Source organism: Agrobacterium sp. rho-8.1 (assembly GCF_033957725.1).
In the GTDB taxonomy this organism is placed as follows: Bacteria; Pseudomonadota; Alphaproteobacteria; order Rhizobiales; family Rhizobiaceae; genus Agrobacterium.
This window is the reverse complement of record NZ_CP192788.1, coordinates 1,851,539-1,874,669: the sequence shown is the minus strand read 5'-3', so window position 1 is coordinate 1,874,669 and position 23,131 is coordinate 1,851,539. Positions and strand designations below refer to the sequence as shown.

Genomic DNA, 23,131 nt, shown 5'->3' with positions numbered 1-23,131 from the left:
CGCCGAACCGATTACGGCGGCCTATCGGCAAAGGTAAAAAGCATATTCAAATCAGATCCATCTCTCGAAACCGCGATGCGCCAAGCACGACTAGATGGATCGCAAATCAGTCGTTGAGAAGATCGCTGCTGTTGACGATGGACACGCCCTTTGCCCGCATCGCAGCGATGGCTTTTCTGATTCCTTCGGGGTCGATGCCGCGGCTGGCGTCCTCGATGAAGCGAACCTTGACGTCCGGCAGCATCTCCACTGCATCCAAGGCCGAGAAACTGACGCAATAGTCCGTCGCCAGTCCGCAGACATCCAGAACAGTGACGCCCTGCCGCTCCAGATATTCCGACAGGCCCGTCGTGGCGAACTGGTCGTTGTCGCGAAAAGCGGAATAGCTATCCACGGCCGGGTTTTCACCTTTTTGCTGGATGTAATCGACGGCGTCCGTCTTCAGGTCCGGATGAAATTCGGCATCTGGGGTTTCCTGTACGCAATGGTCCGGCCATAGAACCTGCGGTTTGCCGGATAATTCACCCATTTCGAAGGGTTGTTTGCCGGGGTGTTGGGAGGCGAAGCTGCCGTGATTGGCCGGGTGCCAATCCTGCGAGGCGACGACGAGATCGTAGCCGCCATTGTCGATCAGAGCATTGGCAACCGGAACGATTCGGTCGCCATCCGTCACCGCGAGATGTCCGCCGGGGCAGAACCCGTTCTGTATATCGACCAGCAGCAGCGCTTTCATGTTTTCTCTCCCACGTTATACCGCAAGGATGCCAAGCTGAGGGGCAGGTATCAAGTGGAAATCAGTACGACGTCGACCCAGCGCCCGTCTCCGCCGCAAACCCGCCTTATTTGTAGCTAATTTTCGGCAAAGTCGGCATTTAGGGGAACAGGTGTCGGTGGGGAATCACGTATATCCATATCGAAATGTCTTGTCAGTCTCTTAACCAGTCTCCGCGTCGTCTTGACGTGGCCGATTGGCGTTAGAGATCGCGAGAAAAGCATGCAAGCTTCAAAGAACTGCGTTTTCAGGGGACTTGTAAAGACTTTGGTTACCATAATTCGGCATGCTTCGAACCTGTCCGCACCAAAGCCGTCGCACATCGCGCACAGCTTTTTGGGCATACACACTGTCGCCGGAATGTCCCGGTTTTGCGTAAACGGTTCGAGTAACGAGTATCATGGCGTCATCAGTCGTGGCCTATAAAGAGACGCGCGTTGGCCGCGCTTCCCTCACCAAGAAACGCAAGGCGTCCGGCCTGCGTGGGCTTCCCGCTCTGATCAGCGGGGGGGTGGTCGCAAGCGTCTGCGCGATTACTGCATTCGCTTCGCTTCATGGCATGGCGCAAGCGTCGCACGGGACGCAGCCCTTCGACGTGAGGCTGGTCTCGCATCTGGACGGGCTGGAACACACGCCGTTCGACAGTGCCGAGCGCAACGTTCACATTCACAAATTTTCCCGCCTGTCCGATCATGGACAGAGCAGCCTCAAAGGCACCCGCCTCGCAGCCGAGCACCACATCGGTGCCAAAGCGTTTGCAGACCGTTTCGGTGCTGCTGCCTCTATCAATGCCAAGAACCAAACGACGGTTCAGGCACTGGCTGCACTTCGCCCAACCGCCATCGTCGATTCGGCGCTCGGTCGCGAAACGGAAAATCCTGAACTGGCCATGCTGGAGACGCAGGCGAAAGAACATCCAGCCTTCGAAGTTGCGCTTGGCAAGCCGCAGGCGACTGCCGATGACGAAATCGATCTGCTGCCGGAAACCGTTCCGCTGCCGAGCTTCCGCCCTGAAATCGCGCGTGCTGTTGACGTCGAGCCGACACCGCGCCCAGCCGTGCCATCTCTGGTGGAAAAGCAACTTGAGGCGCCAGCGCCCGTGCCTGTTCAACAACGTCCGGCAACCAACATGGTGGCCTTTGCGCGGCCCGACAATCCGATGCGCGAAACCAAGATGGATGCGGTTCCCTGGCCTGATCGCGGCAATGGTACTGCCATCTATGATATTTCCGCAGGTGTCGTTCATTTGCCGAGTGGCGAAAAGCTTGAAGCGCATTCCGGCATCGGCAATATGCGTGACAATCCTGATTTCGTGCATGTCAAAATGCGTGGAGCAACACCGCCTTCGAGCTATAAGCTGACGATGCGTGAATCGCTTTTCCACGGTGTCGAGGCCATTCGCCTGACGCCGGAAAGCGGTGTCAATCCGCATGGCCGTAACGGTCTTCTTGCACACACCTACATGCTGGCCCGCCGGGGCGAGTCCAATGGCTGCGTCGTGTTCAAGGACTACACGCGGTTCCTGGCAGCTTTCAAACGTGGTGAAGTCAAGCGCATCGTCGTCGTGCCGAAATTGGCCGGACGCCCTGCCATGACGGCCGGTGCCACGACGAGCGGCAAGGGCAAGACGCTGTTCGGCATGTTCTCAAGTCGTGATACGGATTCCTGACGCCGCCTAAAGCGTTTCCATTTAACAAGGATGCGCTTTAGCGCTTGCGCTGCGTCAGCACCATCCCGCATAAAATCAACGCTATGCCTGCCACGCTGGCCCATAACCGGGGTGGTTGATCGCTGAAGAGATCGAGCACGACGCCCGATACCATCTGGCCGCTGATGACGAGAAGCGCCGTGTTGACGGCACCGATGCGCGGAATAAGCCAGCTTCCCGATGCAATGAAGATAACGCCGATGGGGCCGCCCACGAAGGCGTACCACTGCGCGTCAGCCACGCCATCCGGCCACAGGCCACCCAGCGTGAGCCCCAAGGCGGTCAGGACGATAAAGCCGACGATGTGGTTCCAGAAGGAGGCTATCAGTGGTGAGTTCGACAGGCTGAGCCGACCGTTGATCTGGCGGCTGACCGAAACGAACAGGCCACCGGCAAAGGCCATGGCAATCCAGAGCGTCATGCTGACCTCCCCACGAGAATGATGAGCGCGCTGCCGCCGAGGATCAAAGCCACAGCGCAAAGATCGGTCAGATCGGGTCGGCGTTTCGGCAGGCCGAACAATCCCCAGAGGTCGGCGAGCAGGCTGAAGATGACCTGACCTCCAAGCCCAAGCGCGATGGTGCCGGAGAGGGCGAGCGGCGAATTGACGGCAGTCGATGTCAGCATCACGATGGCTGCGCCGAACACGCCGCCGCAATAGGCCCAGACCGGCGCCTTGGGCCGCGCCTGCTTTTCACCAGCAGGTTTTCTATAGAGGACCGCCAGATAGAGGACCGCGGCCAAGGTTCCGGTGCCATGCGCCGTCCAGGATGAGAATAGTGCGTTGCCGTAATGGGCGAGCATTCCGTTGAAGTGGACCATCAATGTCAAAAGGCACCCGCTTACGAAGGCCGCGACGATGTGGAGCGGGTTCAACCGGGTGGTTTTGTTATTGGTCATGATACGCCGAATGCTGAGAAGGTGATTCAGCTTTATCCGATATGCCTTTGAAGCGAAATTGATTTTCCTTGAAGCATGCACTCGGAATTTCGCGCTGCAGCATTATATGGGAACCAAAATCGTCTTGGATGGTTATCTGGCCATGAAGAAAACGACCCGCAAACCACTGAACCGCATGACAATTTTCGTCATCTCGATTTTCATTCTCGCCATCGTCGTGGCCGCCGTGTACCTGATCGGCTTTACGCCGGGCGAGACACCCATCGCGCAATAGTTCGGTCTTGTGTGTTCAAGGCAGCGCTTTAGCCACTTGCAAGCGCTAACTCGAACCCATGAGCGCGTTAAGCAGCAAGCGTTAGCCCGACTTCTCTGCCCGCTCGACGAACCCATCCAGAACCCGCTTCTGTCCAGCGCGGTCGAAATCGATCGTCAGTTTGTTTCCTTCGACGCTGGCGACATTTCCGTTGCCGAATTTCATGTGGAAGACGCGGTCGCCGACAAAGAACTCCGATGGCGTGTCGGCCACGGATTTTGCAACGAGTTCACCATCAATCGTACGGCTTTTCGGGCCGCTCTCGCCATAACCGATCCTGTCAACGGAATGGCCGGAGCGGCTTCCCCAATTGTCGCGGGTCGCGTCGGACTTATTAGCCTGTGCGCGTTTCCAGCCGGGCGTTGAATAAGTGTTGGTGAAGGGGTCTGCGGCATCGAAGCGCGATTGGCCATAGCCGCCGCGGCCGCCATAGCCGCCATAATTGCTGTCCGATGCCGAGACTTCGACATGGTTGGGCGGTAGCTCTTCCAGAAAACGCGATGGTATCGTGGCCTGCCACAATCCGTGGATACGGCGATTGGACACGAACCAGATGTGGCAGCGGCGTTTCGCACGGGTGATACCGACATAGGCCAGCCGACGCTCTTCTTCCAGACCCGAGCGGCCACCTTCATCCAGCGAGCGCTGGTGCGGGAAAAGACCTTCCTCCCAGCCGGGCAGGAAGACGGTTTCGAACTCCAGCCCCTTGGCGGAGTGCAGCGTCATGATCGAGACAGCATCAAGCTCCGCGTTCTTTTCGGTGTCCATGACAAGCGCGACGTGCTCGAGGAAGCTGCGCATGCTCTCATAGGCTTCCATCGAGCGAATTAGTTCTTTCAGGTTTTCCAGCCTGCCGGGACCTTCGGCGGTTTTGTCCGCCTGCCACATCGCCGTGTAGCCGCTTTCATCGAGGATTTGTTCGGCCAGCACCGTGTGCTCGGTATTTTCCAGCAAACCCTGCCAGCGGCGGAAATCCTGGACGACATCGAACAGCGCCTTGCGCGCCTTCGGCTTCAACTCGTCGGTTTCGATGATGTCGGCGGCAGCAGCCAGCATGGGAATGTCGCGGGCGCGGGCGTAATCATGCAAGTTGCGGACGGTGGTGTCACCCAGACCGCGCTTTGGCGTGTTGATGATGCGCTCGAAGGCCAGATCGTCTGCCGATTGGCAGACGAGGCGGAAATAGGCCAGCGCATCGCGGATTTCCAGACGTTCATAGAATCGCGGACCGCCAATGACGCGATAGTTCAGCCCCAGCGTCACGAAGCGGTCTTCGAATTCTCTCATCTGGAACGAGGCGCGCACGAGGATCGCCATGTTGTTGAGCGGATGCTTGGTGCGCTGAAGCTGTTCGATTTCTTCACCGACTGCGCGGGCTTCCTCTTCCGAATCCCAGGCGGCGTGGACAACGACCTTTTCATCATCCGGCTCGCTGCGATCGGTGAACAGGGTCTTGCCGAGGCGGCCCTCATTATGGGCGATCAGATGACCGGCAGCACCGAGAATATGTTCGGTGGAGCGGTAGTTGCGCTCCAGCTTGATGACCTTTGCGCCGGGAAAATCCTTGTCGAAACGCAGGATATTGTCCACCTCGGCACCGCGCCAGCCATAGATCGACTGGTCGTCATCACCCACACAGCAAACGTTCTGCGGCTGCCCCTTGGGGCGCTGCGCCAGAAGCCGAAGCCACATATATTGGCAGGTATTGGTGTCCTGATACTCGTCCACCAGAATGTAGCGAAACTTCTGATGGTACTCTTTCAGAATGTCTGGGTGATTTCGGAAAATGGTAATGGGGTGCAGCAAAAGGTCGCCGAAATCGCAGGCATTCAGCGTCTTCAGACGGGCCTGATAGGCAGCGTAAAGCTCACGGCCCTTGCCGTTGGCAAATGCGCGGCTGTCGCCTTCAGGAATTTCCGGTGGTGTCAGGCCCTTGTTCTTCCAGCCATCGATCATGCCTGCGAACTGTTTGGCAGGCCAGCGCTTGTCATCCAGCCCTTCAGCCTGAATGAGCTGTTTCAACAGGCGCACGACATCGTCGGTATCAAGAATGGTGAAATCGGATTTCAAACCCATCAATTCGGCATGGCGGCGTAGCAGTTTTACACCGATGGAGTGGAAGGTGCCAAGCCATGGCATGCCTTCGACTGCACCGCCAACAAGAACGCCAATACGTTCCTTCATCTCGCGAGCCGCTTTGTTGGTGAAGGTCACCGCAAGGATCTGGCTTGGATAGACCCGGCCGGTCGCGAGAATATGTGCGATACGCGTGGTCAGCACGCGCGTCTTGCCGGTGCCGGCGCCCGCGAGGACCAGAACGGGTCCTTCCAGCGTTTCGACAGCTTCGCGCTGCTCGGCGTTCAGGCCGGAGAGATAATCCGGTGCCGCACGTCCTTGATCGCGTGCGGCCATGGCGCGCGCGGCAATTCCCAGACCGCCGACCTGACCAGGGGCTGCAGGTTGGCGGCGAGGCTCGGAAGGTTCTTCGTCAAAGAACGGCATATCGTCAAAACTATTACTCATGAGGCCCAATGTAGTGATTCGGGGCTGAAAGGCCAGAACCGTGTTCTGCGTTTATTCCGGTATCAACTGGCAAAGCGCCCATTCCAAGGCATTTTCTACATTAGCTGTGCGTGAGTGCAGATTGAGGCGGCTATGTGAGGTTGCAAGACGAGACTATCGATAGAAAAGCGTCGTAAATTACCATTATGTAAGAAACGGATTTGTGCGTTGCGTTGTTTAAGGCAAGCAAGGATACTGCCGGTAACTATAAAAAGGGGCCGCAATCTATTGATATGCGGTAGCGAAGAGTTCCACGTTGGAGAATTATATGCAGGTTTGGAAGCAGGTCGGTGTCAGTCTGGCTGTTGTAGGCGCTGGCGTTTGTCTATGGGCGTTCATGTCGCCCGATGGCAGAAACGTGCTTGCGAAAGTGGGGCTTGCGAGCGCTGAACAACCTGCGGCCCAAGCCGGTTCTGCATCTGCTGGCGGTGGGGCAGGGCGCGGACAAGGCGGTGGACGCGCCAATAGCGCGACCCTGGTTTCGATAGCGTCCGTCAAAGCGGGTACCATCAACGACCGCCTGAACGCCATCGGCAATGGCGAGGCCATTCAGTCCGTGGTAGTGACGCCGCAGGCATCCGGCCTGATTTCTGAAATCCTGGTGTCATCTGGCCAGAGTGTCAAAAAAGGCGATGTTCTGGCGCGGCTCGACGATGACGAGCAGATCATCGAGCGCGAAAAGGCGCAGGTGTCTTTGAGAAGTGCCGTCGAGAAATCGACGTCTTATAGAAACCTGCGATCCGTTGCCCGGCTGGACGTCCTGGATGCGGAGATTGCCGAGGAGGCCGCCAAGCTTGCCGTCAGCACTGCCGAGCTGAATTTCAAGCGCCGAAATATCCTCGCGCCGATCGATGGCATCGCCGGGATTGTCGCGATCAATATCGGCGACAATGCAACAACACAGACGAGCATCGTCAGCATTGATGACCGTTCGAAAATTCTCGTCAACTTCTGGGCACCCGAGCGTTTTACCACGGCCATCAAGGTCGGCATGCCGGTGGATGCCACGTCGATTTCGCGTCCCGGAGAGACATTCAAGGGTAAGGTCGAAGCTATCGACAACCGCGTCGATGAGGCAAGCCGCACCGTGCGCGTTCGTGCCGTGTTCGACAATGCCAATGACGATCTGCGCGCGGGCATGTCCTTTGCCGTGACCATGGGCTTCACTGGCGAAAACTACCCCTCTGTCGATCCTCTGGCCGTGCAGTGGGATGCCGAAGGCTCCTATGTTTGGCGGGTGAAGGATGACAAGTCGCACAAGGTTCGCGTTCAGGTCGTTCAGCGCAATCCGGATTCCGTTTTGGTCAAGGCTGAACTGGCGCAGGGTGAACCGATTGTCATCGAGGGTTTGCAACGCGTGCGTGAGGGCGGCGCGGTCCGTACCGCGGGCCAGAAGAAACCACCGGAGGTTGCCAGCCAATGACGGAGCAGACGCCACCCGGTGCAACCGATTCCAAGCTCGCCTTCACGGCACTTTTCGTTCGACGTCCCATCCTGGCCGCCGTCATCAACACGCTTTTGGTGGTTGCCGGTCTTGCGGCGCTCGTCGGCGTCGATGTGCGTGAATTGCCGGATGTGGACCGTCCGGTTATCACCGTGCGCACAACATATGACGGCGCGTCGCCGCAAACCATCGACCAGGAGGTGACGCAGACAATCGAGGGTGCGGTTGCACGTGTCAGCGGCGTCAAATCCATTTCCTCCGCATCACAGTTCGGCACCAGCCGTGTGACGATGGAGTTCAACGACAAGGTCGATATCGCTGTCGCTTCGAACGATGTGCGCGACGCTATCGGTCGTATTACCAACCAGATGCCTGACGATGCCGACGAGCCGCAGATCATCAAGGCCGATTCCGACAGTCAGCCCATCATGCGTCTGGCCGTCACGTCCTCCAGCCTCAGCATGGAAAATCTGACCAAGCTGGTCGATGACGAAATCATCGATCGTCTAGCTGCGGTGGACGGCGTGGCCGATGTCGAGCTTTATGGCGATCAGGAAAAAGTCTTCCGCATCGACCTTGATCAGGGCGCGCTCGCCAGCCGTGGGCTGACGGTGACGGACGTGGCAACTGCGCTCGGCACGGCGGCGCTGGACGTTCCCGCTGGTTCTCTCAAAAGCTCGACGCAGGACATTGTGGTCCGCGCGACCGCCAGCCTGACCAATCCTGCCGAATTTGAAAACCTCATCGTCAAGGACCGGGTGCGGCTTCGTGATGTCGCCAGCGTCATGCTGGGAGCAGATGATGAAACGACCTCGTTGCGGTCCAACGGCGTGCAGGGCGTGGGCCTTGGGGTTATTCGTCAGGCGCAATCCAACACGCTGAACATATCGACCGGCGTCAAAGCTGCTGTTGCTGCGATGACGCCAAACCTGCCGGAAAACACCCGGATCGTCATTACCAGCGATGACGCCGTGTTCATCGAAGGTGCTCTGCACGAGGTTCAACTGGCGCTCGGGCTTTCCGCCCTCATCGTTGTCGTTGTTCTTTATCTCTTCTTCCGGGATTGGCGCGCGACGCTTATCCCCGCCATCACCATGCCGGTCGCGCTGATCGGCACCATCGTTGCGATCTACATGGTCGGCTTCTCGATCAACATCCTGACGTTGCTTGCCATCGTCTTGGCGACGGGTCTCGTGGTGGACGACGCTATCGTCGTTCTCGAAAACATCGTGCGTAGACGATCGGAAGGCATGGGCCCGCGCGCGGCTGCCGTTCTCGGCACGCAGGAGGTTTTCTTCGCGGTTATCGCAACGACCGCCACGCTTGCGGCCGTTTTCATTCCGTTGTCGTTCCTGCCCGGCCAGTTGGGCGGCCTGTTCCGCGAGTTTGGCTTCGTGCTGGCTTTTGCGGTCGGTCTATCGTCTATCGTAGCGTTGACGCTGTGCCCGATGCTGGCATCGCGGATGTTGAAAAACGGGGTTAAAGAGCCGACGGGTCCGCTCGCCTGGTTCGGAAACGTCTTCGCCTCGACCTACAAGAGCACATTGTCTGCCTGCCTCAACAATCCCCTGATCGTCGTCATCGTAGCGCTCGCCTTTGCTGGCGTGTCATGGATCGCCTTCGGCATGGTGCAGAACGAACTGACACCGCGGGAAGATCGCTCTTCCGTTGTGCTGCGCGTGACCGCACCACAGGGCGTCAGCCTCGAGTATACCCGTGATCAATTGCAGCGCGTCGAGGAAAACCTGCAGCCGCTTCGCGACAGCGGTGAAATTCAGAATATTTATTCCATTACTGGAATGAACGGTTCATCCAACACCGGCTTCGTCGTTCTGACGCTGGCACCATGGGCGGATCGGGAGCGGACCCAGAACCAGATTGCGCAGGATATCAACGCCGCCGCGCAGACGGTGCCGGGGCTTCGTGCTTCCGCATCGCAGCCCAACAGCCTGCGCATTCGAGGCGCGGGTAACGGGTTGAGTATGGCGATGATCGGAGCCAACTATCCGGCGCTGACAGAGGCCACGCAGAAGCTGCTGCTTTCCATGGAGGAAAGCGGTCTGTTCGACACGCCACGTTTTGAAAACGAGCCTAACCAGGCGCAATTGTCCGTTTCCATCGACCGTGAGCGTGCCTCCGATCTTGGTATCGATATCACTGGGCTTTCCACGGCCATGCAGTCCCTGCTCGAAGGCCGCTCCATCGTCGATGTCTTCGTGGATGGCGATGCGGTGCCGGTGCGGCTGCTGTCGTCCACGCGTCCGATCAACGATCCGACCGATCTGGAAAACATATTTCTGAAGGCCAAGGACGGGCGGATGGTGCCGATGTCGATCATCGCATCGCTGAAAGAAACGGCGGTTTCACCACAGCTCAATCGTGAACAGCAATTGCCATCAGTGGGCTTCACGGCAAACCTTAAGGAAGGTGTGTCGCTGGGCGAGGCCGTTGCCCGCGTGGACGAGATGGCCAAATCGGTGATGCCAACCGGTGCGCGCCTTCTGCCTCTGGGTGAAGCCGCCACCTTGCAGGAAAATTCCAGCGGCATGTTGCTGACCTTCGGATTTGCCATTGCCATCATCTTTCTCGTGCTGGCGGCACAGTTCGAAAGCGTTCTGAGTTCCGTCATCATCATGTCGACGGTGCCGCTCGGTCTCGCTTGCGCCGTCATCGCATTGCTCTTTACCGGCTCCAGCCTCAACGTTTACAGCCAGATCGGCCTTGTGCTTCTGGTGGGCGTGATGGCGAAGAACGGTATTCTGATCGTGGAATTTGCCAACCATCTGCGTGATCAGGGCGCCACTGTCCGCGAGGCCATCGAAAAAGCATGCAGCATTCGTCTGCGTCCCGTCATGATGACGATGATCGCGACCATTCTGGGCGGTGTCCCGCTGGTGCTGGCGCAGGGTGCCGGCGCGGAAGCGCGCATTGCGCTTGGCTGGGTGATTGTTGGTGGTCTGGGTTTTGCAACGTTGATCACGCTTTACATCACGCCGGTTTCCTACCTGCTGATAGCACGCTTTGCCAAGCCGCAGGCGGATGCTGAAATTCGTCTTCATCGGGAGTTGGAAACCGCCATTCGCCGCCGCGCCATCGAGGAAGACAAGCAACTGCTCGCCGCAGAATGACGTGCTAGGCAGTGCGCCATTCTGGAAATGGCTCTGCTGGACAAATCCAAGGTCGTGCCACATACCAACCGGACTTGCCTGACGGGGTGAGTCCAGTTTCGTATTGCATTGGAGGCGATGATGGCATTGAAAGACGTGGTTGCTGGAACGAGAAACGAAGCGGGAATCGCTGCCGTTCTCGAGGTTCTCAAACAACAGCTTGGCGATAAGCTCCAGACCGGCCAGTCTTTTCGCGAGCAGCACGCTCACACCACCACTTATCTCACCACGCAATTGCCCGATGGCGTTGTGTTCGCGGAAACATCCGATGACGTGAAAGCCGTGGTAAGAGCCTGTGCGCAACATCAGGTTCCGGTCATTCCCTTCGGCGTCGGGTCTTCGCTTGAGGGACAGGTCAATGCGCCCACGGGCGGTATTTCGGTCGATTTCAGCCGTATGAACCGCATTCTCTCGGTCAATGCCGAAGATCTGGATGTCACCGTCGAGCCGGGTGTAACGCGCGAACAGCTCAATACCTATCTGCGTGACACAGGCCTGTTCTTTCCTATTGATCCCGGTGCCAATGCATCTATTGGCGGAATGGCATCGACCCGCGCGTCTGGCACCAACGCCGTGCGTTACGGCACGATGAAGGACAATGTGCTGGCGCTGACGGTGGTTACGGCCGATGGCGAAGAAATCCGCACCGGTCGCCGTGCGCGCAAATCGTCGGCCGGATATGATCTTACGCGACTTTACGTCGGGGCAGAGGGTACGCTCGGTGTTATCACCTCCGTTACATTGCGTTTGCAGGGTATTCCTGAAAGGATCGCAGGCGGCGTCTGCACGTTCGAGACCATCAAGGAAGCCTGTGACGCAGTTATCATGACGGTTCAGATGGGCGTTCCCGTTGCGCGCATCGAGCTTCTGGACGAGGTTCAAATTCGCGCGTGCAACGCCTATTCCGGCCTGTCCTATGAAGAAAAGCCAACCTTGTTTCTGGAATTTCACGGCACGGAGGAAACGACCGCGCTGCAATCCCGGCAATTTTCCGAGATCGTTCAAGAGTGTGGCGGCAGCGCATTTCGCTGGACGAGCGATGCGCAGGAGCGTGCCAAGCTATGGAAGGCGCGGCATGATGCCTATTGGGCATCCAAAGCGCTTGCACCGCATCTGGACGTGCTCTCGACGGATGTCTGTGTGCCGATTTCCCGCTTTGCGGAATGCGTGACGGAGACCCAGCAGGACATCATCGACAACGCCATGCTGGCACCCATCGTCGGTCATGCGGGTGACGGAAACTTCCACGTTCTTGTGCTGTTCGATGGCAAGGATGCCACAAGTGTTGCAGCCACCGAAGCCTTTGTTGCCAGGTTGAACCGTCGCGCGATTGATGCGGATGGAACCTGCACTGGCGAGCATGGCATTGGGCAGGGCAAGATGAGTTTTCTGGCAGAAGAGGTCGGCGGCGCGCTTGACGTGATGGTCGCCATCAAGCGGTCACTTGATCCGAATAATATTTTCAATCCGGGTAAGCTTTTTCGCGTTGATAGCGTATAGGAGACTATCTTTGACGCCGAAATGATGCTTGCTCTGGCGGGAAAAAAAGATAGTTTTCATCGTCGGTTAAGGGAGACTTCAGGTCGTGCTCGGACGCATATTGGTTTTTCTGGGCGGACTGCTTGTCGTGGCGCTGTTTGCGGCGCTGTTCATCCCGTATTTTATCGACTGGACCGATTTTCGGCGTAACTTCGAGGATCAGGCAAGCCGTATTCTGGGCAAGAAGGTCGTGGTCTATGGCCGTGTCGAAGCTCGGCTTTTGCCGTTTCCATCTGTGACGCTGCATGATGTGCGCGCCGGCATGGATGCTGACGGTTCGCCGCAAATCCAGGTCGCCCGCTTTTCCATGGACGCGGAGCTTGCGCCGTTCCTCTCCGGTGAAGCACGTATCTTCGATATGCGCATCGAGGAGCCGAAAGCCAAGATCAGGTTGCTGAAGGACGGAACCCTGGACTGGACGCGCGGAAGCCGCGCCGTCATTCCGGCAAAGACGGTCGTTCTTGAAAATGTCAGCATCGAAGGCGGCCAGATCGAATTCATCGACGAGCAATCCGGTCGCAACCGTATCGTTACGGGGCTGACGGCCGATATGTCGGCTAAGTCGCTTGCCGGTCCCTGGCGTGCGGATGGTCGTGCCGCAGTCGATGGTCATGCAGGTTCGTTCTCCCTTTCGAGCGGTGAGCCGGAAGCCAATGCCGGGCGCATGGGTCTCCGGCTTCGTCTGCTTCCGGATGAGCATCCGGTCGAGATCGATCTGGATGGAGCAATTGCTGCGACCGGAGGGCGGCCGGTCTATAGCGGCTCTTTCGCCTTCAATTTCCGCCAGGATGGCAAGCAGAAACAGCAGGCCAACCAGTCCCAATCTATCTTCAGCGCACCGCGTACCCGCGGCAGCTTCGAACTGACCAATGGTCGCGTGCGCGTGCCGAGCTACCGTATGGAGTTGGGCGGGGCGGAAAACCCATATATTGTCACCGGCGAAGCCACACTCGACACGGGAACGGCACCCGAATTCCTGCTGACGGCGGATGGCCAGCAGATCGACTTCAACCGTTTTGCGCCCGCACCGGTTCAAACGGGCAAAACATCGCGTGTGCCGACCGCCTCATTGCGTCAGCGCATCGAATCCTTCGCCAGCCTCATCGCGCGCATTCCCGTGCCGCAGGTGCCCGGCAAAGCCAGTATCCGGCTTCCCGCACTGGTGTCCGACGACACCACCATTCGCGATATCCGCCTTGATGTGCGCCCGGACGGTACTGGTTGGCAAGTTGAAAACGCTGTCGCCGTGCTGCCTGGGCGCACCCAGTTCGAGGCCAAGGGTTCTCTGACGTTGACCAATGGTCCGGCGTTCAACGGCGATCTCCTGGTTGCCTCCAATCAACCATCTGGCCTTGCCAACTGGCTGTCCGGCACTGTCGATCCGGCCATCCGGCAGCTGAATGCTGCGGGATTTTCGTCGACGGTATCGTTGACGACGCAGGCGCAGCGTTTCGAAAATCTTGAGCTGGCCATCGGTCAGGCATCATTGCGTGGCCGTTTGATACGTCAGACAGAGGACAAGGGTGCCAGCATCGACATTGATTTGTCCGGCAACGAGATCGATCTGGATGCGCTGAAAGCGTTGGGCGGACTTGCTTTGGGCGATCAGGTAGGTAGCTCCGTTCTCGACCACCGCATTACTGCGAAGTTCAAGGCCGATCGCTTCAACATGGCAGGTGTTACAGCCAACCGCGTGGAAACTGCTTTTACGCTGACCGATGGTGTTCTCGCGCTCCAGAGCATGACGGCTGGTGATATTGCGGGGGCCGAGGTTCGGGCAAAGGGGCAGATCAAGGGCTCCTTGGCGGACTTTGAGGGCAAGGGGACGGTCAATCTTCGTGCAGCCGACATGCAGCCCGTGTTCAATCTGCTGCGTCAGAAGTTGCCGCATCACCCACTTGTGGACCGGCTGGTTGTGAGTGCGCCATGGTATGCGAATTCCGACATTGCCGTCGATCTTTCGGTCGATAGCAACAATGGCGGTGCGAATGCCGCCGTATCCGGTACCATCAATGGAAGCCGTGTGTCTGCCGTCGCCAAGCTTCCCGACGTCTTGTCCAGCACGGATGATGCAGCGTTGACGCTGGAGGCCGTTCTCAAGAATCAGTCGACGGCAATCCTGTTCGGCCAGGCCGGTCTCGATCCGCTGCCATTCGACGCCGATGGCGAAGGATTGCTGTCGGTGAAGCTGAACGGCACGCTTGGGTCGCCTGTACAGACTGACTTCCGCTTTTCGACCGAGCGTACCCATTTTTCGACCAATGGTAATTTTTCGCTGGCGGCGGGAAGTTTCGGCCAGGGTAGTGCCGATGTCTCGTTGGAAAGCGCGGATATCGAGCCCTACCTCATCATGAATGCTGTCGGCTTGCCACAGCTGGGTGGGGGCATGTCCGTAAAGGGAAAGGCCACGCTGACGGTCGACGCGGAGAAGGCAACCCTGTCCAATCTCTCGGGGCAGGCTGGTGGAAATGCCGTAACAGGCACGTTTTCCACTTCGCTGGCCGAACCGCATAAAGTGACGGGTGACATATCTCTTGATACGGTCGATCTGGCATGGCTTGGCGACACGATTTATGGTCCGGTGATCGATCCCGAATCCGGCGCCTTGAGCGCCAAGCCTGTGTCTCTTCCCGCCTTTCCCAAGCTAGAAGCCTCTCTCAACGTTAAAGCCGCAAACTTTGAAACAGGCGCCTATGGTACCATCACAGGCATGGCTTTTGCGCTCAACCAGTCCAACGGCATGCTGTCGCTGGACAATATGACCGGCGACTGGATGGGCGGCAAGGTTTCGGGGCGGGTCTCCATGTCGGCAGGCCAGGGCGCCGGCATCTTCCGCACCAAGATCGCGGTATCCGGCATCAATCCTGAGACAGTGATGTGGAAAAGCGGGCAGACGCCCGTCGCCAGTGGCCGTTTTGCTATCGACCTGACGGCGGAAGCAACCGGCAAGAGTGTGAGCGAACTTCTGTCATCGGCAAGCGGCTCTGGCGAAATTCGTACGGACGGCCTTATTTTGCGTGGGCTGAACCAGGCATCTGTCCAATCATGGCTTCAAGCCGCAAACGAGCTTCAGGGTACAATTGATGCAGCCAAGGTTCGCCCCTTGGTGGACGCCCATCTCTGGCAAGGTGAAATTCCGCTCGGTGCCGTGTCCATGCCGTTCACGCTGGGGGACGGCCATATGCGTCTGCAGAATTTGACTGCCAAGACCGAGCAGGTGGCTCTTACAGGCGATGTTGCACTGGATCTTGCCAACAGCACGCTGACCGGTGGCATCGACCTCGTTTTCGACGCAGGTGCGGAGGAACTCGCAGGTGCAACGCCATCGGTTCGCCTCGGCTACACGGGCCCTCTGTCCCAACCGGCACTCACGACCGATGTGTCGGGCCTGACCGGATACCTTTCGCTACGCGCTTTCGAGCGGGAACGACGTCGGGTTGAGGCATTGCAGGCCAGCATCATGGAAAAGCAGCGCTTGCGCCGCGAAGTCGCGCTCTTCCGGTTTGCGGCTGCAGAGCGACAGGCCGAAAAAGACCGCGCTGCGGCGGCGGAGCAAGCCCGCAAACAGGAAGAAGAGCGCTTACGAACTCTAGCGCAAGAGCGGCTTCAGGCGGAAAAAGCCGAACAGGACCGGTTGCAGCGCCAGCAAGATACGCAGCCCAAGCCGCCAGCAGGCCCGGTACTGACCGTGCCACCGACGCAGGAAAATATTCGTTAGTGCGGCTGAAATCGTGCGAGGAAACGGAATCCTTGCTCAGCGTCTCAGTTGCGCCGCCAGGAAGCGGATGGCATCCGCGTAAGAATCTTGTGCCGCCTCGTTTTCCGGTTTGAGGAAAAAATCATGATGACCGCCTTCAAAAACGGTCATCGTTGCCTTGCCGCCTGCCTGCTTTATCTGTTTGGCAAAAGACTGACCGGTCGAAACGGGAAAGACGTCGTCTGCACTTCCCCAGATCAAATGGAAGGGTGGAGGGCTGGGAGGTTTCCGCTGCTGTGGGAGCGCCGTCTACAAGGACGACTGCATCGACGGGTACTCTTTTGAAAGCTGCCAATGCCGCTGTTTGCGCGCCGAGAGAAATACCGAGAACCGCTGTTTTGCCAGCGTAACCCTGCGCACATCGCATTTACACCTGTCTGCAGATTTCAAATCTGGAGCCCGTGACGCTCGTCGTCATACTGCGTGCGGGTACGGCTTCTTTCGTCGATGTGATGACGCCGAGATCATCCAGCGATAAGACATGAGAAAGGTAAACGTCGAAGCCAGCCGTCATAAAAATACAACGGATGTCGTCATGGGCCGAGGTATCCAGGCCTTTGCTGCCACCGGTGATGATCAGGGCGGATCATCCACTGTACTGCTTATTCGCGAAGACATCGACTTTGAAACTGTCAAATCCGGTATGGACAGTCACACTATCGCGCGCGCCTGCAACGTCTACACCGTCGAATAAGACCACCAGTGCTGTCTAAGTCCAAGAATTCCACTATATTCGATCCTGCGCTCGCTATGATTGGCTTTTCAACCAGTTCAGCACATAGACACGCAAGGCGGAAGAGAGGTTGCTGTCCTCATGGCGATTGTCATCGATTTCGGCGAGCAGGGCGGCGAAGCTCATTTTGCGTTTTTCGGCGATGGTCCGGAGTTCGTCCCAAAAGGCGTCTTCGAGGGATATGCTGGTCCGGTGACCGTGGAGCGTGGTGGAATGCTTGCGGATCAAATTTGTGTCTTTCCAAACTGATTCAACGCGCTGCCTGCTGGATTCATCGAATACGCGTAAGCTTATGATTTTGAAATTCTTTAATTTTGCTGGCCCACTCTAACGCCGTTCGATGCGGTGAGGTTCCGCCTTCAGTAAATCTCTTGGTTGGGAAGGGCCGTCCTTACTGCCAGTGTCACAGCGCGATGGTTCAGCGAGCAGGCTGCTTTGGCGCTTCAGGAGGACGGGACGCTACGGAAACCGCCCTCCTGTCGTTTTCTTCGGACTATTCCAGAGGGATTGCGACGAAACGCAGATTGCCCTTGGCGTCTGCCACCATCATATGGGCATTCTTGCGGCCAGCGGATTTCAGACCGTTGACGCGCACAAGGACATCTCCGGGAACGTCCATGAAGTCCTGGCCGACTTCGACGATGACATCGCCTTCCTTGATGCCCTTTTGCTCAGCGACCGAACCCTGCTCGACGCTTGCCACGAAGACACCCTCGACGCTTTCGGCGATGCTCTTTTCGGTGCGCAACTCCGTCGTCAGCGCAACTAGGTTCATCCCAAGCACTGTCTGTGCGGCCTCGCGCTGATCCTGTGCCTGCGGGTCTTGCTCGCCACCGTTCTCATTCGGCTGCGCCATCTCGCCGCCGTCGTCCGGCATCGTTTCTTCGTCGCCTGCACCTGCTCCGGGCTGTTGTTCTTCCGCGTTATCCTGCAACTGGCCGAGCTTGACTTTCACGGTCTGCTCCTTGCCGTCACGAAGCACGACGACATCGACCTCCTTGCCGACGGGGCTTTCAGCGACCACGCGCGGCAGATCGCGCATTTCCTGAATAGGTTTGCCATCGAAGGTTAGGACGACGTCGCCCGCCTGAATCGGGCCGTTTTCGACCGGTCCACCCTTCACCACGCCGGAGATCAACGCGCCGCGCGTGCTGTTCATGCCAAGGCTGGTGGCGATATCGTCGGTAACTGGCTGTACCCGGACGCCAAGCCAGCCGCGTCGGGTCTCGCCGAACTCGATCAGTTGCTGGACGATGTTTTGTGCAAGCTCGGTGGGCACGGAAAATCCGATGCCGATCGAGCCGCCGCTGGGCGAGATGATGGCCGTGTTGATACCGATGACTTCACCCTTCATGTTGAAAAGCGGGCCGCCGGAGTTGCCCTTGTTGATCGCGGCATCCGTCTGGATAAAGTTGTCGTAGGGACCGGCATTGATGTTGCGGCCGCGCGCAGACACGACGCCGACGGATAGCGAACCGCCGAGCCCGAACGGATTGCCAACGGCCATGACCCAATCACCGATGCGCATAGCGCGGGAATCGCCGAATTTGACGGCTTTCAGAGGTGCTTTCGGTTCTACCTTCAGCACGGAAAGATCGGTCTTGGTATCCGTGCCGACGAGCTTTGCCTTCAGCTTGTTGCCGTTGGGGAAAATGACCTCGATATCGTCAGCACCTTCGATAACGTGGTTGTTCGTGACGACGTAACCGGCGGGGTCGATGACAAAGCCGGAGCCGAGAGAACTGACCTTGCCGCCGCTTTCAGAATCCTTGTTATCGAAGTAATCCTTGAAGAACTCCTGGAAGGGCGAGCCATCGGGAATGCGGGGAGGGGTTGGGCCCTTACCCTCGGTCTTGACGCTCTGCGAGGTGGAGATGTTGACCACCGCATCAAGCAGCGGCGCGGCCAGATCAGCGACCGATGCGGGGCCGACGCTCTGTGCTCTGGCACTTGCCGGAACAAGTCCGCCTGCGACGATGGCAAGTCCTGCCATGGCGGCGATGCTGCTGCGGAAAGGTGAAAGAGTAGAAACGGGCATACGGCGTCCTCGCGTCTTGCAAAACATGGCGTTCTGTAAACTAGCCAAGCATAAGGCGGAATGATGAAGTGTAAAAATACCTTTTCGTGAATGATCGGCAAATCAACCCCATCATCCACGAAAATCGAAGCTGGACGGCAAAGACGGATGTGCAAGACACGCACTCAATCGACGATGAACAGCTTTGCACCGACAGAGGTGGATGAGCGGTGCGGCTCTGCATCGTCTGCCACCTGATAGCTCATGCCAGCTTTCAGAAGAAAATTGCGGCCATCTTCCAGTTCGGTGTTCAGTTCACCCTCGAGGCACAGCAGAATGTGACCCTTGGTGCACCAGTGATCGGCCAGATAGCCGGGCGTATAGTCCACCATGCGAACACGGATGCTGCCGAAGTGTCGGGTACGCCAAGTGGCGCTTCCGGTTTCGCCCGCATGTACAGTGGGTTCGACCTGCGACCAATCCGTGGTGCCGAAGGGAATATCGCTGATGTTCAATGCTGTCTCCGCATTTTGATAACTCGGTCCATATGCAGGGATCGGTCAACCACTTGCCAGCTCTAAATAGCAGAAGGGCCGATGTTTCCACCGGCCCTTCGTTATCATGTCATTTTGCTCAGTTTGCCGGTGCAGCAGGAGCCGGTGGCGTCGGCCGAGGAGACGCACCATTGATATCGTTGAAATAACGGAAGAACGGCGAGTCCGGAGACAGAACCAACGTCGTGCCCGTGCCGCTCAACGATGTCGAATAGGCCGCCATCGAGCGATAGAACTCGAAGAAGCTCGGATCACGCTGGAAGGCTTCACCGAAGATCCGGTTCCGCTCGGCATCGCCTTCACCGCGTAGCACTTCCGATTGGCGACTGGCGTCGGATTCGAGCTCGACAACCTGACGGTCGGCGATAGCGCGACGACGCTGTGCTTCTTCGTTACCACGCGCGCGGATCAGTTCCGCTTCGGCCAGACGCTCTGAGCGCATGCGCTTGAACGTGTCGAGCGAAACATCCTGGCTGAGATCGGTGCGGCGGATACGCACGTCCACGATGCTCAGACCCAGTGCTTCCGCATCCGGGCGCAAATCATCGCGCACTTCCTGCATCATGGATGCACGTGCGTCCGACAGGGCGGATTCGAACCCACGCAGACCATAAACCCGACGCAGCGAGGAGTTGAAGCGTGTGCGCAAACGATCTTCGGCAACCTGCTGTACACCACTTGCAGCCGCCAGGAAGCGGCGTGCGTCGGTTATACGATATACGAGAAAGGCGTCGACTTCGTAGAATTTGCCGCCAGACACCTGCGCTCTGATATTTTCGTAATCGAGGCGACGCGCCCGGTTTTCGACATACTGAACCCGGTCAAACTGCATGAACGCAAATGGCATTTTGAAGTAAACGCCCGGCTCGCTTTTGACATCGTGGATCTGGTTGAACCGCAAGACCACGGCCTGTTGACGCGGTGTTACGATGTACAGCGAACTGTAGAGGAAGAAAACAACGATAGCGAAGCCGACAATAAGGGCTGTGAGACGATTGTTCATATCAGTTGCCCCCCCGCGGTGCCGCATTCGGGTTGTTGCGCATGATCTCGTTGAGAGGCAAATACGGCATTACGCCCTGCTTCTCGTCGATGATGACCTTGTTGGATCCTTTCAGGACCTGCTCCATGGTTTCGATGAACATGCGTTGACGGGTCACTTCCGGTGCACTGCTGTACTGGTCGTAGATGGAGATGAAGCGCTGTGCTTCACCGCTTGCCTCGTTGACGACACGGCTCTTGTAACCGTTCGCTTCTTCAACGATTTGTGCCGCCTGACCACGTGCCGCACCAAGCTTCTGGTTGGCATACTGATTGGCTTCGGAGACGAAACGGTCCTCGTCCTGCTCAGCGCGCTGCACCTCGTCAAACGCATCGGCGACTTCGCGTGGCGGGGCTGCATCTTCGATGGAGACCGCATTCACTTCGACACCTGCACCATAACCGTCCATTGTGCTCTGGATGATCGTTTGAACTTCCATGGCGATCTGCTGGCGGTTATCGCGGAAAATATCCTGCGCTGGCCGACGGCCGACGATTTCACGCATCGCGCTTTCGGAAACCTGCTGCAATGTCTCGCTCGGTGCTTCAACGTTGAACAGGAAGGATTTCGGATCGGTTATCGTATACAGGACGGAGAACTGGACATTGACGATGTTCTGGTCACCCGTCAGCATCACGCCTGTCGCAGCGGAGCTCGTGCTGCTCGCGTTTGAACGGACGCCGATGTTCAGCTGCTGCTGACTGATCTTGACGATTTCAACGGATTCGACCGGCCACAGCATGACGTGGAGCCCTTCCGTTGATACCGCATCCTTCGGCTTTCCAAAGCGCGTTTCGACACCAAGTTCGTCCGGGCGGACGGTGTAAACGGACTGAATCCCGACGAAGGCCAGCACGACGAGAGCGAGGATTGCGACGACGCCACCGTTCATGCCACCTGGAAGCAGGTTCTTGAAACGGTCCTGGCTGCGACGAATGATCTCTTCAATATCCGGTGGGCCGCCATTGCCGCCGCCTCCACCACCGCCGCCACGTGGCCGGTTTGGTCCCTGACCCCAGGGTCCTCCCTGGTTGTTTCCACCGCCGCCACCGCTATTATTGCCGCCGCCGCCGCCCCAAGGGCCGCCGCCGCCATTCTGATTGCTCCAGGGCATCCATACCTCTTATGCTAAAAACTCTCCCGCTCCCTCTTGAGCATGCTTGCGCATGTCACGCGGGACTGTGGTCTCAGTTATAAGTAGGAGAGCGGTGCGTTTCAACGCAGAGGCGGTAACTTAATACCCAATCACGGTAAATAGTTCACTGCTTGGCGTGATGTCGACGATAAGTTGTAAATCTCACCGGGTAATTGTCTTTTTCCCCCGCAGGCCAAGGCGTTTCCTCGGTTTTGGAAAAGACGAGTGGATCGATGGTTGGGAAAAAAGTATCGCCATCCAGCGACACCTCGACATGGGTGACGGAAAGTTGATCGGCGTAGGGCATGGCCTGACGGTAGATCTCACCGCCACCGGCCACGAATATCTCGTTTACGCCAAGAACTTGCGCCTTGTCTCTGGCCAAAGAAAGCGCATCTTCCAGAGATGAAACCACATCGACACCATCGGGGCGATAATCAGGGTTGCGGCTGATGATGATGTGCGGACGGCCGGGCAGGGGACGCTCCCCCACCGACAGGAATGTCTTTCGTCCCATGATCATCGGTTTGCCCATGGTCAGCGTCTTGAACCTCTTCAGGTCCGACGACAGCTTCCAGGGCATGTCGAGATCGCGGCCGATGACGCCGTTTTCAGCGACAGCCGCTATGAGGATGACGCTTGGCTGTATCATACTGCAATCGGTGCCTTGATGGAGGCGTCGGCTTCGTAGTTTTCCAGCGTGAAATCTTCGAACGTGAAGTCGAAGAGATTTTTGATGTCCGGGTTCAGGCGCATGGTCGGCAGCGCTTTCGGCGTGCGCTGCATTTGCAGTTGCGCCTGCTCGAAGTGGTTGGCATAGATATGGGCATCGCCCAGCGTGTGGACGAAATCTCCAGGCTTCAGGCCTGTGACCTGGGCTACCATCAGCGTCAGCAGCGCGTAGGACGCGATGTTGAATGGAACGCCAAGGAAGATGTCGGCGGAGCGTTGATAGAGTTGGCAGGATAGCTTGCCATCCGCGACATAGAACTGGAACAGGCAGTGGCAGGGCGGCAGCGCCATGTCATCCACCAGAGCCGGGTTCCAGGCCGACACGATATGGCGGCGGGAATTGGGGTTGGTTTCAAGGCTTTCAATCAACAGCGCGATCTGGTCGATGTGACCGCCATCGGGTGTGGGCCAGGAGCGCCATTGCGCACCGTAGACCGGGCCGAGATTGCCATCGTTATCGGCCCATTCGTCCCAGATCGAAACGCCGTGTTCCTTGAGATATGCGATATTGGTGTCGCCCTTCAAGAACCACAGAAGTTCGTGAATGATCGAGCGCAGATGCAGCTTCTTGGTGGTCAGGACCGGAAAACCTTCCGACAGGTCGAAACGCATCTGGTACCCGAAGACCGAACGCGTGCCTGTGCCGGTCCGATCGCCACGGTCGCTACCGGTGTCCATGACATGCCGGAGAAGGTCGAGATATTGCTTCATGATGGTCCGCCGCCGATTCTAAACAGCTGGCACCATATGGCCTTT

At 57.9% G+C, this 23,131-nt stretch carries 19 protein-coding genes; 7 read left to right on the top strand and 12 right to left on the bottom strand.

What is annotated here, in order from left to right:
- Positions 1 to 106 precede the first annotated feature (106 nt).
- A complete protein-coding gene (gene pncA / locus RMR21_RS09435) occupies positions 107 to 733 on the bottom strand; it encodes a bifunctional nicotinamidase/pyrazinamidase (protein ID WP_498667725.1) in 627 nt (208 codons plus the stop codon).
- Between the two features lie 439 nt (positions 734 to 1,172).
- On the opposite strand from pncA, the gene RMR21_RS09430 reads away from it, so the two are divergent.
- Positions 1,173 to 2,441 carry a DUF2778 domain-containing protein gene (locus tag RMR21_RS09430; protein ID WP_498667723.1) on the top strand — a complete coding sequence of 423 codons (1,269 nt, stop codon included), beginning with the start codon at positions 1,173 to 1,175 and terminating at the stop codon, positions 2,439 to 2,441.
- 37 nt (positions 2,442 to 2,478) lie between these two features.
- Here the strand turns inward: RMR21_RS09430 and RMR21_RS09425 are convergent, their stop codons facing one another.
- Both RMR21_RS09425 and RMR21_RS09420 read right to left on the bottom strand, forming a co-directional pair.
- On the bottom strand, positions 2,479 to 2,901 hold the full coding sequence (locus RMR21_RS09425) for a DMT family transporter (RefSeq protein WP_498667722.1): 423 nt from the start codon (positions 2,899 to 2,901) through the stop codon (positions 2,479 to 2,481).
- Positions 2,898 to 3,380 carry a DMT family transporter gene (locus RMR21_RS09420; RefSeq protein ID WP_498667720.1) on the bottom strand — a complete coding sequence of 161 codons (483 nt, stop codon included), beginning with the start codon at positions 3,378 to 3,380 and terminating at the stop codon, positions 2,898 to 2,900. Before RMR21_RS09420 ends, RMR21_RS09425 begins: the two co-directional genes overlap by 4 nt.
- 106 nt (positions 3,381 to 3,486) lie before the next feature.
- On the opposite strand from RMR21_RS09420, the gene RMR21_RS09415 reads away from it, so the two are divergent.
- The gene (locus RMR21_RS09415) at positions 3,487 to 3,654 is read left to right on the top strand and encodes a hypothetical protein (protein WP_183895700.1); all 168 of its coding nucleotides are present in this window, start codon (positions 3,487 to 3,489) and stop codon (positions 3,652 to 3,654) included.
- A gap of 81 nt (positions 3,655 to 3,735) precedes the next feature.
- On the opposite strand, the gene RMR21_RS09410 is transcribed toward RMR21_RS09415, so the two are convergent.
- Positions 3,736 to 6,216 carry an ATP-dependent helicase gene (locus RMR21_RS09410; protein ID WP_498667719.1) on the bottom strand — a complete coding sequence of 827 codons (2,481 nt, stop codon included), beginning with the start codon at positions 6,214 to 6,216 and terminating at the stop codon, positions 3,736 to 3,738.
- Between the two features lie 307 nt (positions 6,217 to 6,523).
- Between RMR21_RS09410 and RMR21_RS09405 the strand changes: the two genes are divergently transcribed.
- From RMR21_RS09405 to RMR21_RS09390, 4 genes are all read left to right on the top strand, one after another.
- Positions 6,524 to 7,678: an efflux RND transporter periplasmic adaptor subunit gene (locus RMR21_RS09405; RefSeq protein ID WP_498667718.1), complete on the top strand. Its 1,155-nt coding sequence runs from the start codon at positions 6,524 to 6,526 to the stop codon at positions 7,676 to 7,678.
- Positions 7,675 to 10,827 (top strand): efflux RND transporter permease subunit, encoded by a 3,153-nt coding sequence (locus RMR21_RS09400; RefSeq protein WP_498667717.1) that lies wholly within the window; start codon positions 7,675 to 7,677, stop codon positions 10,825 to 10,827. Before RMR21_RS09405 ends, RMR21_RS09400 begins: the two co-directional genes overlap by 4 nt.
- Before the next feature lie 120 nt (positions 10,828 to 10,947).
- Positions 10,948 to 12,366, top strand: a complete 1,419-nt coding sequence (locus RMR21_RS09395) for an FAD-binding oxidoreductase (protein ID WP_498667715.1) — start codon at positions 10,948 to 10,950, stop codon at positions 12,364 to 12,366.
- Between the two features lie 85 nt (positions 12,367 to 12,451).
- The gene (locus RMR21_RS09390) at positions 12,452 to 16,123 is read left to right on the top strand and encodes an AsmA family protein (RefSeq protein WP_498667713.1); all 3,672 of its coding nucleotides are present in this window, start codon (positions 12,452 to 12,454) and stop codon (positions 16,121 to 16,123) included.
- Between the two features lie 36 nt (positions 16,124 to 16,159).
- Here the strand turns inward: RMR21_RS09390 and RMR21_RS09385 are convergent, their stop codons facing one another.
- Positions 16,160 to 16,363, bottom strand: coding sequence for an alpha/beta hydrolase (locus RMR21_RS09385; RefSeq protein ID WP_498667711.1), 204 nt, complete (start codon positions 16,361 to 16,363; stop codon positions 16,160 to 16,162).
- 280 nt (positions 16,364 to 16,643) lie between these two features.
- On the opposite strand from RMR21_RS09385, the gene RMR21_RS09380 reads away from it, so the two are divergent.
- A complete protein-coding gene (locus tag RMR21_RS09380) occupies positions 16,644 to 16,856 on the top strand; it encodes a hypothetical protein (protein ID WP_498667710.1) in 213 nt (70 codons plus the stop codon).
- 54 nt (positions 16,857 to 16,910) lie between these two features.
- Here RMR21_RS09380 and RMR21_RS09375 read toward each other — a convergent pair whose 3' ends face one another.
- The 7 genes from RMR21_RS09375 to RMR21_RS09345 form a co-directional block, all read right to left on the bottom strand.
- Complete coding sequence (locus RMR21_RS09375) at positions 16,911 to 17,123, bottom strand: ribbon-helix-helix domain-containing protein (RefSeq protein ID WP_498667708.1); 213 nt, start codon at positions 17,121 to 17,123, stop codon at positions 16,911 to 16,913.
- Between the two features lie 265 nt (positions 17,124 to 17,388).
- Complete coding sequence (locus tag RMR21_RS09370; protein WP_498667707.1) at positions 17,389 to 18,933, bottom strand: Do family serine endopeptidase; 1,545 nt, start codon at positions 18,931 to 18,933, stop codon at positions 17,389 to 17,391.
- Between the two features lie 164 nt (positions 18,934 to 19,097).
- On the bottom strand, positions 19,098 to 19,427 hold the full coding sequence (locus RMR21_RS09365) for a DHCW motif cupin fold protein (RefSeq protein ID WP_498667705.1): 330 nt from the start codon (positions 19,425 to 19,427) through the stop codon (positions 19,098 to 19,100).
- A 118-nt stretch (positions 19,428 to 19,545) separates the two neighbouring features.
- Entirely contained in the window at positions 19,546 to 20,469 is a 924-nt protein-coding gene (gene hflC, locus RMR21_RS09360; RefSeq protein WP_498667704.1) for a protease modulator HflC, read from the bottom strand.
- 1 nt (position 20,470) lies between these two features.
- On the bottom strand, positions 20,471 to 21,622 hold the full coding sequence (hflK, locus tag RMR21_RS09355; protein ID WP_498667703.1) for an FtsH protease activity modulator HflK: 1,152 nt from the start codon (positions 21,620 to 21,622) through the stop codon (positions 20,471 to 20,473).
- Between the two features lie 145 nt (positions 21,623 to 21,767).
- Positions 21,768 to 22,295 carry a dihydrofolate reductase gene (locus RMR21_RS09350; protein WP_498667701.1) on the bottom strand — a complete coding sequence of 176 codons (528 nt, stop codon included), beginning with the start codon at positions 22,293 to 22,295 and terminating at the stop codon, positions 21,768 to 21,770.
- Positions 22,292 to 23,086, bottom strand: a complete 795-nt coding sequence (locus RMR21_RS09345) for a thymidylate synthase (protein ID WP_498667700.1) — start codon at positions 23,084 to 23,086, stop codon at positions 22,292 to 22,294. Before RMR21_RS09345 ends, RMR21_RS09350 begins: the two co-directional genes overlap by 4 nt.
- Between the last annotated feature and the right edge of the window lie 45 nt (positions 23,087 to 23,131).